At 47.3% G+C, this 12,174-nt stretch carries 15 protein-coding genes, 1 tRNA gene and 1 riboswitch; of the genes, 7 read left to right on the forward strand and 9 right to left on the reverse strand.

What is annotated here, in order from left to right; genetic code table 11:
• Positions 1-18: 18 nt before the first annotated feature.
• Positions 19-327 (forward strand): YciI family protein, encoded by a 309-nt coding sequence (locus tag BL107_RS03405; RefSeq protein ID WP_009788874.1) that lies wholly within the window; start codon positions 19-21, stop codon positions 325-327.
• Here the strand turns inward: BL107_RS03405 and lipA are convergent.
• The gene (gene lipA, locus BL107_RS03410; protein WP_009788875.1) at positions 305-1,174 is read right to left on the reverse strand and encodes a lipoyl synthase; all 870 of its coding nucleotides are present in this window, start codon (positions 1,172-1,174) and stop codon (positions 305-307) included. The two genes, BL107_RS03405 and lipA, sit on opposite strands and share 23 nt — an antisense overlap.
• A gap of 72 nt (positions 1,175-1,246) precedes the next feature.
• Between lipA and BL107_RS03415 the strand changes: the two genes are divergently transcribed.
• A tRNA-Pro gene (locus BL107_RS03415) sits at positions 1,247-1,320 on the forward strand.
• A 96-nt stretch (positions 1,321-1,416) separates the two neighbouring features.
• Here the strand turns inward: BL107_RS03415 and BL107_RS03420 are convergent.
• The 3 genes from BL107_RS03420 to BL107_RS03430 all read right to left on the reverse strand — a co-directional run bounded on the left by BL107_RS03420 (position 1,417) and on the right by BL107_RS03430 (position 3,928).
• Entirely contained in the window at positions 1,417-1,620 is a 204-nt protein-coding gene (locus BL107_RS03420; protein WP_232192738.1) for a hypothetical protein, read from the reverse strand.
• A gap of 149 nt (positions 1,621-1,769) precedes the next feature.
• Entirely contained in the window at positions 1,770-3,311 is a 1,542-nt protein-coding gene (locus BL107_RS03425) for an iron uptake porin (RefSeq protein WP_009788877.1), read from the reverse strand.
• Positions 3,312-3,403: 92 nt separating this feature from the next.
• On the reverse strand, positions 3,404-3,928 hold the full coding sequence (locus BL107_RS03430; RefSeq protein WP_009788878.1) for a HupE/UreJ family protein: 525 nt from the start codon (positions 3,926-3,928) through the stop codon (positions 3,404-3,406).
• A gap of 117 nt (positions 3,929-4,045) precedes the next feature.
• A riboswitch (cobalamin riboswitch) is annotated at positions 4,046-4,193 on the reverse strand.
• A gap of 370 nt (positions 4,194-4,563) precedes the next feature.
• Here BL107_RS03430 and BL107_RS03435 point away from each other — a divergent pair.
• From BL107_RS03435 to fldA, 4 genes are all read left to right on the forward strand, one after another.
• Positions 4,564-5,112: a Crp/Fnr family transcriptional regulator gene (locus BL107_RS03435; RefSeq protein ID WP_037988725.1), complete on the forward strand. Its 549-nt coding sequence runs from the start codon at positions 4,564-4,566 to the stop codon at positions 5,110-5,112.
• Between the two features lie 5 nt (positions 5,113-5,117).
• On the forward strand, positions 5,118-5,399 hold the full coding sequence (locus BL107_RS03440) for a hypothetical protein (RefSeq protein WP_156779374.1): 282 nt from the start codon (positions 5,118-5,120) through the stop codon (positions 5,397-5,399).
• A 258-nt stretch (positions 5,400-5,657) separates the two neighbouring features.
• Entirely contained in the window at positions 5,658-6,029 is a 372-nt protein-coding gene (locus BL107_RS03445) for a hypothetical protein (RefSeq protein WP_037987996.1), read from the forward strand.
• A gap of 118 nt (positions 6,030-6,147) precedes the next feature.
• A complete protein-coding gene (fldA, locus tag BL107_RS03450) occupies positions 6,148-6,657 on the forward strand; it encodes a flavodoxin FldA (RefSeq protein ID WP_009788883.1) in 510 nt (169 codons plus the stop codon).
• Between the two features lie 53 nt (positions 6,658-6,710).
• Here the strand turns inward: fldA and BL107_RS03455 are convergent, their stop codons facing one another.
• The 5 genes from BL107_RS03455 to BL107_RS03480 all read right to left on the reverse strand — a co-directional run bounded on the left by BL107_RS03455 (position 6,711) and on the right by BL107_RS03480 (position 11,379).
• A complete protein-coding gene (locus tag BL107_RS03455; protein WP_009788884.1) occupies positions 6,711-7,670 on the reverse strand; it encodes an NAD(P)/FAD-dependent oxidoreductase in 960 nt (319 codons plus the stop codon).
• Entirely contained in the window at positions 7,663-8,436 is a 774-nt protein-coding gene (locus tag BL107_RS03460; protein WP_037987998.1) for an alpha/beta fold hydrolase, read from the reverse strand. Before BL107_RS03460 ends, BL107_RS03455 begins: the two co-directional genes overlap by 8 nt.
• A 290-nt stretch (positions 8,437-8,726) precedes the next feature.
• Positions 8,727-9,410 carry a histidine phosphatase family protein gene (locus BL107_RS03470; RefSeq protein ID WP_009788887.1) on the reverse strand — a complete coding sequence of 228 codons (684 nt, stop codon included), beginning with the start codon at positions 9,408-9,410 and terminating at the stop codon, positions 8,727-8,729.
• A gap of 214 nt (positions 9,411-9,624) precedes the next feature.
• The gene (locus BL107_RS03475) at positions 9,625-10,212 is read right to left on the reverse strand and encodes a ferritin (RefSeq protein ID WP_009788888.1); all 588 of its coding nucleotides are present in this window, start codon (positions 10,210-10,212) and stop codon (positions 9,625-9,627) included.
• 153 nt (positions 10,213-10,365) lie between these two features.
• Entirely contained in the window at positions 10,366-11,379 is a 1,014-nt protein-coding gene (locus BL107_RS03480) for an extracellular solute-binding protein (protein WP_037988000.1), read from the reverse strand.
• 121 nt (positions 11,380-11,500) lie between these two features.
• Between BL107_RS03480 and BL107_RS03485 the strand changes: the two genes are divergently transcribed.
• Entirely contained in the window at positions 11,501-12,169 is a 669-nt protein-coding gene (locus BL107_RS03485) for a Fe2+-dependent dioxygenase (RefSeq protein WP_009788890.1), read from the forward strand.
• Positions 12,170-12,174 lie beyond the last annotated feature (5 nt).

A 12,174-nucleotide genomic window follows, 5' to 3' on the forward strand; every position in this document is an offset into this window, starting at 1 on the left:
GATCAGCGGAGTCACCGGGTGGCTTGGTTCGTCAAGACAGAAACCTTTACGGCTCAAACCGCTGCTCTCTCGATCGAGCAGCGGCGTCCTTTTTTGGAGGCGCATCGCCATTGGCTGGCTCAGCACATTGGGCTTGGGCGACGCATTCGCAGTGGTTTTTTAGTCGATGATCAGCGGCGTCCTGGTGGAGGTGGGCTGCTGATTTTTCAAGCGTCGTCCTATGCCGAGGCCCTGGCCTGGGTGCGTCAGGATCCAATGATTGTGGAGGGTCTTGTGGCGTGGCAGCTTCAGGAGTGGATCCCCGTTAGCGGGGATGACTGGCCATGAGCCGTTGCACCTCGCCAGCGTGATAGCTGCTGCGGGTGAGTGGACTGCTCACCACTTGGAGGAAACCCAGCTCGTCTTCCCCAGTGCAGCGATATGACTCGAATTGGCTTGGCGTGACAAATCGATCGACTGCTAAGTGCTTGGGCCCAGGTGAGAGGTATTGCCCGATGGTCACAATGTCGACTTGATGGTTGCGTAGGTCTTTTAAGACGCCGATCACCTCGTCATCCGTTTCACCCAAGCCCACCATGAGCCCCGACTTTGTGTACACCTTTGGCCAGCCCTTTCGCACCCGTTGAAGTAAGTCAAGGGAGCGTTCATAAATGCCCTGGGGTCTTGCCCGTTTGTACATCCGTGGGACGGTCTCAATATTGTGATTGAGTACGTGGGGTGCGGCTGCCATCACGGTGGCGAGAGCATCCCAGTTCCCACAAAGATCGGGGATGAGTAATTCAATGGTGGTTAGCGGAGATCGCTGCTTCACCTGCTCAATACACGCCACAAATTGAGAGGCACCACCGTCGAGCAGGTCGTCACGATTGACGGATGTGATCACAACGTGGCTCAACCCAAGGCGGGCAACAGCTTCCCCGAGGCGTAACGGCTCGGTTGGGTCGAGTTCCCGGACACTTTTGTCGAAGTCGATGTCGCAGTAGGGGCAGGCGCGGGTGCAGCCCGGGCCCATGATCAAAAATGTGGCTGTTCCACCGGCAAAACACTCGCCGATGTTCGGGCAACTTGCCTCTTGGCAGACCGTGTTCAGATTGAGGTCTTGCAGTAGATCTGCGACAGCACCGATCCGTTCCCGCTGCGGGGCTTTAACGCGCAACCACTCGGGCTTGAGCACTACTGAATTCAGGTCTATATCCGACCCTAAACGGCGCAGTTCACCTGGTGTTGTCTCTTAGGATGTAATGGACGGGATGTAGCGCAGCTTGGTAGCGCACTTCGTTCGGGACGAAGGGGCCGCAGGTTCGAATCCTGTCATCCCGATTGGAGAGCGTTATGAACTTGAATCTCAATTGACTCTGAATAGTTTTGGCGAAAAACTAGTCGATAAAAGTTAGTTGTTTAAGGCTTAACTCTTGATTACTCCAGCCATAGCTTTTTAAAAATAAGCGGGGCTGATTCTCGATCCTTCATCGCTTCTTCGCGAATGAATGTGATGCAGGCTTTGGATCCGTCAAATGCCTTTTTCTTGATTACCAGTTCAAAGGCCTGTTGCAGATCTTTGCCTCGAAATAATTCCGCCTCCATGATTTTGATTGCTTGAGGAGGGTTGCACTGTCCCATTGCCGACGACGTTTTCCCTGCCATGCCTGCATGGAACAGAGTTGTTATGAATGCTGCTCCTAGAAAAACCCTAAGGTGTGTCATGAGCTTGGTGCGTGATGATCTTTTTGGACGAATGGATGCATTATTTAGATCAAATTTAGATATTTTTAGAATTTAAATGTAATTTTAGCAAGGCCTCCGAGTTGTTCAAAGGTTTCTCCTCTGGGCGTTTCTTGTCCCAGTGGGCGCGACAGATAAAACAAGGCAGGCGTCACGGTGATGGCATCCGTCACGTTCATCTGAAGCCATGCTTCCCAGATGAACTGACCATCGTTTGGGCTGTTGCCACCCTTGAGATCCGTTGCGAAGACAGGTTGTCCAACGGCGATGCCAGCGCTGGTGCCATCCATAAAAATGTTGTTCCATTCCAAGCCTGCCGTCCAAGACTGACTGGTTTGAACGTCGCCGTTATGGGATGCATCACTCACGTTGATGCCCCACCCCGTCGAGATTGAGGGGATCCAGCGTTCGTCTAGCACTTGCCAGGATCCACCGAGTCCGAAGGCATGGGTCATGCCCTTGGTATTCAATGAAGCTTGGGTGAATGGGCTGGCATACGTGATGAGATCGTCGCCGTTTTGAATCGCGGTATAAATCGCGGCCACGGACCAAGCTTCCCGTGCATAGCCCATTTGCACTGTTCCAGTGCTTCCCGCATGCGTTGTGGCTAGCCCCCCTTCACTTGTGGTGCTGGTTGATCCATTGGCTGCCACATAATTCGCGGCCAAGCGGAATCCTGTCGGCTCATCCCAGCGGATGCCGGCTCCAACACCGAGGTTTTTGTTGTATGCCGCAGGCGCACCATTCAGGGTGAGTACATCGAGAATTGCATCACTTGGGTAAAAGCTTGGCCAGATGGCCAACATGTCTTCCTGACCCACGCGTGGACCTGCGGTCACGGTGAGCTGCGATCCAATGGGGAAGGAATAAAAAAGCTTGTCGATCGTTAATTGATTGGGCTTGTCTCCTTCTTGAAACGCGGTTTCTAGGGTTGAGAGGTTGGTGGGTCCCGCACCACCAAAAACATTGTTGTCAGCATTGAAGTTGCCAGCGCGCAACACACTGATGAGTTGGTCTTTCCCCGTGAAGCTCGTTTCGAGATTGAGTTGAAGGTCGTTATTAAAAGTGGTGGCTCCGAAGCTTCCGTTGCTGTGTTGTGTCAGAGCATTGGCCGAGCCTCGAAATTGATTGGCACCCACCACGAAGGTGGCGACACCCTTGAGCTTGGTGGTGGTGGAGAACTGGGTTGCTTCCAGTTCGCCAACACGAGCTTCGAGGCCGTCAACGCGTCCGCGGAGGATGGCGAGCTCGGTTTCGAATTCTTCAAGAAGGCGACGCAGTTCGTCGGTGACTTCAGTGATGCGGTCGAGACATGCGTTCAGCAGTGCTGCAGCCTCGTAACGGGTCATCGCCCGGTTGCCGCGGAAGGTGCCGTTGGGGTAACCAGCGACGCAGCCGTACTGCTCAACCAAGTTGCTGAGCGCCTGATAGGCCCAGTCAGTTGGGACAACGTCGGAGAAGTGCGCCGCGACGTCAGAAACGTCATTGATGTTGAGATCAGCATGGGAGGCTCTGCTCTTGAGCTCACTCGTCGAGGCCAGCACACCAAGGGCAGCGGAAGCGATAAGGATTGGTTGAATGAATCCCATGACCGTGTTGGAACAATGTTGAATAAAAAAACCTCCTTATCGTTGGATAAGGAGGAATGGTATGCATTTTGTTTGTCTAAATAACAGTGTTATTAGTCGATCAGTGCCACCCAGGCAAATGCAATTCCAATGCCAATCCAGATCCCAGCACCGAGTTGTCGTCCTTGCTCCCCAAGGCGACTGATCACGGTTTGCGACACGGAGCAAACAAGGGCTAGCAGAACACCTTGGCCAATCAGTAAACCAAAGAAATAGGAAAGAACAGGGGTGGGCTCAGCCCCAACAATGGTGCTCCCCAGAAGAAAGCCATGCAGTCCGAACAATGGCAAAAGCCAGGTTGCTGGTGCAATCGAAAGGGCGATGAGTCCCTCCACCACCAGGCTTAACGACACAAGCGCTTCAGCCCAGGGCGCGACGACATCGGGCAGGGGGATGAACTGTGAGATCAAGCTGCCGCCCAAGCCGATGGCCAGCATTGGCAAAATCCAGGCAACTGGCCGCTTGAGACCGATGAAGGCGATGGCCAGCAGAAAGAGCAAATGATCCGGCCCCAGGAGGGGATGGCCAATACCGCTTACAAGACCGGTCCATCCGGTGAGCTGGCTGCTGTCACCCATTCCGAAAGGGTGGTGAGCGAAGGCGGGGCTTCCGAGAAGAAGCAGCGGAATGATTCCGAGGGCAGCCCACCTGATTGGCCGCTGGCAGCCCTGGATTGAAAAAGTCAAAAGTCGATCCTCGTCGTTTGAAGGTCTGGCGGGCGTTCTGACTGACGGCTCTCGCGGAGACGATTCACAGCTGCGGGACAGCGACGGACTTTCACCGCTCTTTCCCCGTTTCCATCAGCAGCTGCTCACTGCTGAAACCAGAAATCACACATTAAGGCCAGCTCTTGCTTCTGCCATGAATGCTTTTCAAGGCTTGGTACAAGCTCTGCACTCATTCATTACATAGGGATGTGGAATGTATTCGCAGGGATTCTGGTTCGGAACACATAATTTCCTGATCCAGGTCCTGTTGTCCCGATGCTGCGAATTCAAGGCGACGCTCAGCTGTTGAAGACTCTTTTGCTTGAGTCGCTGTGCGAACCCCTGTCTCACTTCCAACACAATAGTTCTCAAGACCGATCCCTTATTGAGAATGACTTGCAATATCAGCAACGCCCTTGTACTCTTGCAACCAATTCTCAATCGCAATAGTTGTGACGGCTTCTGCCTACCGTTTTTTGCCCGATGATTCGGTTGCTCCGATGTCGATGCCACGCCAGCAGACTGTGTTGCTGGACCCAGCTGGTCGTGAGCAGGCCACAGTTCTTGAAGTGATGGAAGGGGTTTGTCGTGTGTACTGCCCATGCGAAGAAACCGAAGGGATGACCCTGGCATTTCTCCAATCCGGGGATCGTTTACGAACGGATCGCCTCTGTAGTGATGGTGCCTGCGTCGAAGCCTTAACCGCTCTGAAATTTCGGCGAGACGCCGTGAGTGCCGACGAGCTGGGCATGGATGCCGTCAACGAATGGACGTTGCAGCTGTTGCGTGTTCGCCACCTAGGCCAGGCTGAGCAGCGGTTGCATGCGTTGTTGGTTCTCTTAGTGAATCGCCTGGGGATGCGGCGAAGTGATTGTTTTCAATTGCCCTTTCGTTTGACCCACGAACGGTTTGGTGAGCTCATCGGTGCCACTCGCGTAACAACGACTCGATTGCTCTCCAAATGGCGTCAGTCTGATCTGGTCGAAATGTCGTCGATCGACCTCACAACCAGGCTTTCGCCAGCTTTAGTTGAATCATCCCCGCTGACCTTTTGAACACCATGACTCATGGAACAATGGGGCTTCTTGGTGATTTGTGCGGAGAAGCTGAATATCTCTGGAAACGATTGGCCACTGTTCATGTTGCTTTAGAGCGTTGCAATAATGCGGGGCTTCGGCGTCGGTTTTCTTTTGAGCTCAAGGTCCACATCGAACGCTGTCAAGAAATGAAAGTTGTTGTTAGCAAGCTCGAATTACTTGGTCTTTCTCAGTCGTGTCAGTTTTGTTTATTGAAAGAACTTGTCAGAAGGGCCTTGAATGAAAGCTATGCTTTTTCAATCTGACGAAGTGAAAAGATAGGATTTTCTTCTGCGATTATTCGGAAGTTGAATGAGTAGATGATTTCTCTAGCAGGTGCATTTGCTTGAGAGTCTCTTTATGTGCAAACTATATTTTTTATTTGCTTGGTTTGAGAGCCAAGATTCTTTGGTTAATCAATTTCAATAAGCCTAGATATTTATAATATTTAGAATAAGCTTTCTGGCCATTGATCCTGCATTGACAAGTCTTGCTCAGGTATTTGGGCGGTATATATTTAATCCTTGGTAGCATTGTTAGCATTCCAAGCTTTTTGGGATGCAATTTTGCAAGTCATGCCGAATAAAAAGATACCGGAATATGTTCGCTGTAAACATCAATGGATCGTTCGAAAATTTATGTTAGGTGTTCACGCGATGCAAGTGATGAGCCTCACTGAAAATATTGTCGTTGAAATATTTGTCGACCATATTGAGGCGTCGTCGCTTGAGCGTCAGCGCTGGCTGACTCGAGTAAGAACAGCTGGGTTTGATCAAGCTCTTATGGAATTTGCAGAGTTGCTGATGGAGCCCGGAAATTCATGGCTTGTCAAAAAATGGGACCGGATCGAGAATGCGATTATCGAACCTTATGCGGCACAATTTGGTCTTAATTAAGCGACTTCCTTTCTGCAATAATGAGCTAATCACTTGTAGTAATAATGACTTCTAGATGCATCACAGAAAAATAGGTTTCTTCAGGGAAACGCCAGAATAATTGAGTTCAAATAATGTCATGACTTTCACCATTTTTTTTGCGACATCAACTGGTAAAACTGAAGACGTCGCAGACCGTTTGAAAGAGCTTCTTCCGGGTGCAGAAGCAAAAGATGTTGATAATCTTGGCTCCTCTGACGAACTTGTCGCGGCTGATGCACTCGTGTGTTGTGTCCCGACTTGGAATACGGGAGCCGACGAAGCAAGGTCTGGAACAGCATGGGATGATCTTGCTCAAGAAATTCCAAGTCTTGATTTTGCAGGCAAATCTGTCGCGATTCTTGGACTAGGTGATTCATCTGGCTACTCAGATTTTTTCTGTGATGCTATGGAAGAATTGTATACAGCTTTTCTTCAGTCTGGAGCTAAACTTATTGGCAAAGTGCCTACAGCTGGTTATACGTTTGATGCCTCTAAGAGCGTGATAGACGGTAAGTTTTGTGGACTGCCGATTGATGAAGATAATGAATCTGAGCTGTCGGATCAACGCTTAGCAGCTTGGGTTCAACAGATTAATAGTGAGGCATAGACTTATTTTTTGATTGATAGGCCGATAAAGATCTTGTGATGAATGCAAGTTCTTTATCGGTGAACCCAGTCCACACGAATCTCCTTGCGCTGATTTAAGTATTTGTCAATCGACATTGCAGCAATGCATCCATCAGAGCAGGCAACGACGGCTTGCTTAAATGGAGTATTTCTAATATCGCCGATGGCCCAAACACCATCAAGATTGGTTTTCATGTTTTCATCGACTTGAACCCCACCTTCATTATTTAAGGGAATCTGGCCTTGTAAATACTCAGTAATTGGCATGGATCCAGTTGAATAAACGAAGACTCCGTTGGTTTTTAATATTTGCGGCTCTTGTTGTCCGCTCGCCAAGATTTTGATCTGATTAACTCCTGAATCATCACCTTCTATCTCCATCAGTTGTGTACGCTTCCACCACTGAATGTTTGGAGAGTTCATTAACGTCTCGACACCTTGTATCGAAGGCCTAGGTTTACTCTTCGTGATCCAATGAACTTTAGATGCAAACTTAATTAATACCAAAGCCTCATCAATTGCTTCTTGATTTGACCCATAGACAGCCACCTCTTGTTGTTTATAGAAGGCAGCATCACATGTGGCGCAATAACTAACTCCTCGACCAAGATATTCACTTTCGCCGGGAAGTGTAGATGCACGTCCCATTGCTCCCGTTGCTAAAACAAGAGTCTTCCCTCGAAATGTTCCTTCGGGCGTATATACAATCTTTTTATCTGAGCTTAGATCGATACCGTATACCTGAGCCTGTTGATAGTCGGCTCCATAGCCCACGGCTTGATCTCGCATTGACTTTAATAGATCTGCTCCTGATATAGCTCCTGTTACCCCTGGATAATTGGCGATCTGATGGGTGATGGCCAAGGCACCCACTGCAGGATTTTTATCAAGGATTTGTGTTTTGATTGATGATCTTGCTGTGTATAGAGCGCATGCACATCCGGCAGGACCTCCGCCAACAATGAGTACGTCTGAGTCGATAAAGTCAGTCATTTTTGGAGATTTGGATAGGCGAGTAGGCGCTTTTAATTGTTAAACTATTGTTCATTTCCTCTTCGGGAACCATGTCTAGGAATGACTCAATAACGTCTGCAGTTTGCTTTGCTTCCTGGTGGTGAAAGAAATGACGAGCATTCTCTATTGCGCGATAGTGGTCACCAGGCTTCAGTTGTTCGCTCCATCGGGTGTGGGCCGTTCGATCGATGACGAAGTCGTCATTCCCATTGATAACGAGTGTTGGGATATCTGATGCTTTGAATCTTCCCCGTTTGATTTGAGAGGCGATCGATCCAAGAATGTATTCTTCATCTAAGCACTTTGCGAGCAGTGATGCAAAAATAGGAAACTTCCTAGACAAGTCACTCCCAAACAGTTGAGAAGAAAGATGAGATAAAATTCTCTCTCGGCCACATGGGAGCTGACTTCTCATTTCTAGATAATGAGATGTCCATTGGTTTGTTATTGTCGTATCAGCTGATAGTAAAGTGGCTGAATGTACTAATTTGGGGTATTTACATGCAAATAGATGAGCTATCCCTCCGCTAATTCCATGCCCAGCTAGATGATATTTCTCTCTCCCCTCATTAATCGTTTCAAGCATCATTGAATGTATCGTTTCTATGCTGCACGCCTCATCTAAATCATGTTGGAATGACCAACGTTTTACTAATCTATTTTTTGATAGTCTCTTGGCAAGGCGTTGATTAAAGCAGTGAAGAGTTGGCTGTAAATCAATCCATAGGATCGGTGATGGACTCATTATAAATGCGATTTTTATTAGTATGCTCGCGCATGTAGGCGGTAGTTATACCCTTCTACATTCTGATGTTTCGAATGATACCTCTAACGATGTCATTCAGGCGTCCTCTTCCTTCACTTGAATTGTTCCATTTTTTATTTTGGCCTCTAGGTGTTTTATGAGTTTCTTTTCAGATCTGTCGGCCGATTGGCAGAGCTTTAGTACTGAAAGATGTGATTTATGTGTAATTTTTCTCGATGTAATTGAGGCTAAGTAAATGTCAATAATTTTAGACTTTGTATTTGGTTGTATCATTTCTTGTCTCTCCAGTTGGGTTGAAACTTGATTAAGTCTTCTGGATGAATTGATCCTAGTATGTTGAAAGTCTGCTTCTCTTTTGGTTCGATAATAAAGAGAATTCCCATAGGCTCTGGATAAATCCCCGTAACGGCTTCGAATGGGTCATCGTGACCGACTAAAACTAGATTTTGTTCTTGATCGACAGATTGGGAAAGCAGGGGCAAAAGTCTCTGTCGATAGATCTCGTTATCCCTTTCTGCGCATACTTCGCATGGAAGAAAATTAAGTGCTTTGTTCGTTTCATGTTCTCCGAATGAAAGTTGTGCCGTATCAATCGCTCGGCAATATTCGCTCGATATGACACGACCTATCGGCACCTTGTGGTTTCGAAGTGAATTGCCAATTTGAGTGGCTTGTAATTTCCCTGCTGTACTTAGCTCTCTTTGGGTCGAGCAATCATCAAGTGATAATCCTGCTGATGCCTGATCGGCCCAGTCAGTCTTTGTTGTTGCATGTCTCATATAGATGATCTTTCCTCCGTTCTGGAGTTCCTGAATCAAACTATAGGTTGATCCATGTTGAATCTCATCGAAGTTTTGGTGCGCTTTGCTATCAGCATTAATTAAAAGAGTTGATAACAAGGCGATCTTTAAGATGTTTCTTCTTGACTTTAAGAATGAAGCGCAAAAATACATCTTGGTGAAAAATTACCGATTCACAACTCATACAATAAAAACAACCGCGCACCATGCAGCGAATATTGAGAGGTGCGCGGGTACTGATTGTTAAGTTTTGACGTGCTAAATGATTCACTGATTAGGCATTCTGCCTGTATTTATTGCTCTATGGAATTAAAAAGGCTTGCATTATTTAAATGCAAGCCTTTATGAGTTGCCTAGAGGTTTAACTTTAATCTTTGAGCGCAGCTGGTTGATGCTGTCCTTGATAGAGCTCATTATCAATGATCAGCAATGCAGACTTATCATCTCCCGCAAAGCGGACACGACCGAGGAGATAGGCAAACTCATTCTCGGCCTGGGTTTGTTGATCAACCATGGGATCCAAGAAGACGGTCGTTCTTACGTCTGATGCGTGTTCGCCAAGTGCATACAGTTGATGGAGGGAGGCGGTGATATCTGCTTCCATCAAAAATGATGTTGCAAATACATCTGCTGGAGAATCCCACGCTTGATTTGGTGCTTCAAGCGATTGTAAATCGACGGATTGTCCACGAGCAATTAAGTATTCAGCAAACTGTGCGGCATGTCCATGTTCACTTTGTGATTCTTCGCGGAAATAACGTGCAAATCCTCTGAGTTCGCGCTCTGCAAACCAGACAGCTGCTGCAAAATAGTTGGCATGGGCTTGACGCTCCATGTTGAGATGATGTTGCAGACCGTTGAGCAGATCCTTCGCTATGGGCTCAGCAAGAGCTCGCCCAGAAGGCCCAACGAGAACAGTATTGAGGGAAGTTGTTGCTGCAGTTGATTGTGTCATCTTCAAAAGCTCTTATTGATCGTCTTAACAACATAACCGATTGCATCATTAATGCATGGTTGCGGTGTTAATTTCACCTGCTTTATTGATAGTCATTATCAGAAACTATGGCGAAGTCACTCGTCAGTCACAGCAACTTTGTGGTTTCTGCTCTTAACGCCATCCACTGTTGGCCATGATCTGTATTGCTCTTTTTTGGGTTTCTCCTAGTTCACTGATGGATACGTTGTCTGGTTTGAAGCGACCAAAGGCCTTTAGCTGGCTCGATGTTCCAAAACCGTTCAAAGGATATTCATATGTTGGTCCAGCGATCGATGAACTGCCTTTTGGTGATGTTAGAAAAGTAATTAATGCGATTGCTTCCTTTTTGTTTTTGGCAGATTTTGCCATTCCGGCAGCACTGATATTCACATGGGCAGGATTCGGCATGATTAACTTGATTGGCTGGGTGAGCTTTTGATCATTTTCTCCGCTCGCACCAGCTTGCATTCGGGCTAAGTAATAGTGATTAACAACACCCACAGCGCATTTTCCTTGTCCGACGGCTCTGATCAGAGATGTGTCTCCACCAAAAAATGGCTGATTCACATTCTTGACCATTCCTTTCACCCAGTTTGTTGCATTAGCTTCTCCCTTTAAGACAATTTGATCTGCAACAAGGGATTGGTTGTATACATTCTTACGTTTACGAAGGCATAGTTTTCCTTTCAGATTTGCTTCGGCTAAGTCTGCATAGGTTTTGATACTGCTTGGATCAACGAGCTTGGGATTAACAATGACTGCCCTGACGCGACGTGTGAGACCAAACCACCGATTGTTGGGATCTCGATATCGTGCAGGAACATTTTTTTTAATTTGCTCGGATTGTATAGGTGCTAATAATCCTTCTTTTGCTGCATTGTTAATGCGTGCTGAATCAACGAGTAAGATGACATCTGCGTTTGAGTTCTTGCCTTCGCGTTTCAGTCTTTCGATTAGAGTGATGCCAGTTGCTTCAATCAATCGAACTTTAATGCCAGTGTTTTCACTAAATGTTTTAAACACCTGACGATCTGTATTGTAGTGCCGACCTGAGTAGACGCGAACTTCTTTAGCAATGCCAGGCAGTGTATTGGCTAGAGGCATCCCTAATGCTAAGACTGCCAACAATAAAGATGATTGACCCATTACACCGTCTTGTTTTTAAGATCCTATTGATTGATGGCCTTTAGGTCTGTCGAATGTTACGCCGTTTCATGGATCAAATGATACAAGCCTGTTTCGCAGTGTTCTGTTCTTTTCCCACATCATGGATTTTCTGACGTCGGAGCTTTTGGGTTTCGAAGAGACCCTTCAGTGGAAGAGTGAACTCACCAAGCATGAGTCGATTTGGCTTGATGGTCGGCTCACAGCCGGAGAGCACGCAGCTCTTGTGAAGCAAAATCATCAACTTGATCCGTCGTCACCTTTGGCAAAATTGATTGCTGAGAATGTTGAACAAAAAATCATTGCTAGTCCTCTCCTCAAGAGCTTCGCTTTGATTCGTAAGGTCCATAGCATCTTGATTTCTCGTAGCGAAGTAGGAGATGGATATGGATGGCATGTTGATAATCCATTTTCGAAGTATGGACGTCGTGATATTTCTTTCACCCTCTTTCTTAGTGATCTTTCCGACTATGAAGGGGGGGAGCTCACATTTCAGCTTTTGCAGGGTTCGAAGGAGATCCGGCTTCCTGCTGGGCATATCATTCTGTATCCGAGCTCGTCACTGCATTGTGTACAGCCCATTGTAAGAGGTGCCCGATTTGCCTGTGTTGGTTGGATTGAAAGTTATATTCAATCGACTGAAGATCGATCGATTTTATTTAATTTAGATGCAGGTGCGAAAGGGTTGTTGGCTCGTCACGGACGTTCAGACGAGTTGGACTTAATCTTCCAATCGTATGCCAATGCTGTCAGACGCCTCTCTGGTCGCTAAAGTGC

Origin of the sequence: Synechococcus sp. BL107 (assembly GCF_000153805.1) — a bacterium.
In the GTDB taxonomy this organism is placed as follows: domain Bacteria; phylum Cyanobacteriota; class Cyanobacteriia; order PCC-6307; family Cyanobiaceae; genus Parasynechococcus.

Excerpts from the sequence above, each read along its gene's own strand:
- fldA (WP_009788883.1), top strand. The coding sequence starts at position 6,148 with ATGACTTTCACCATTTTTTTTGCGACATCAACTGGTAAAACTGAAGAC.
- BL107_RS03480 (WP_037988000.1), bottom strand. The coding sequence starts at position 11,379 with ATGGGTCAATCATCTTTATTGTTGGCAGTCTTAGCATTAGGGATGCCT.
- BL107_RS03475 (WP_009788888.1), bottom strand. The coding sequence starts at position 10,212 with ATGACACAATCAACTGCAGCAACAACTTCCCTCAATACTGTTCTCGTT.
- BL107_RS03420 (WP_232192738.1), bottom strand. The coding sequence starts at position 1,620 with ATGGGACAGTGCAACCCTCCTCAAGCAATCAAAATCATGGAGGCGGAA.
- BL107_RS03430 (WP_009788878.1), bottom strand. The coding sequence starts at position 3,928 with ATGGGTGACAGCAGCCAGCTCACCGGATGGACCGGTCTTGTAAGCGGT.
- BL107_RS03470 (WP_009788887.1), bottom strand. The coding sequence starts at position 9,410 with ATGTATTTTTGCGCTTCATTCTTAAAGTCAAGAAGAAACATCTTAAAG.
- BL107_RS03455 (WP_009788884.1), bottom strand. The coding sequence starts at position 7,670 with ATGACTGACTTTATCGACTCAGACGTACTCATTGTTGGCGGAGGTCCT.
- BL107_RS03485 (WP_009788890.1), top strand. The coding sequence starts at position 11,501 with ATGGATTTTCTGACGTCGGAGCTTTTGGGTTTCGAAGAGACCCTTCAG.
- BL107_RS03435 (WP_037988725.1), top strand. The coding sequence starts at position 4,564 with ATGCCACGCCAGCAGACTGTGTTGCTGGACCCAGCTGGTCGTGAGCAG.
- BL107_RS03460 (WP_037987998.1), bottom strand. The coding sequence starts at position 8,436 with ATGAGTCCATCACCGATCCTATGGATTGATTTACAGCCAACTCTTCAC.
- BL107_RS03425 (WP_009788877.1), bottom strand. The coding sequence starts at position 3,311 with ATGGGATTCATTCAACCAATCCTTATCGCTTCCGCTGCCCTTGGTGTG.
- BL107_RS03440 (WP_156779374.1), top strand. The coding sequence starts at position 5,118 with ATGACTCATGGAACAATGGGGCTTCTTGGTGATTTGTGCGGAGAAGCT.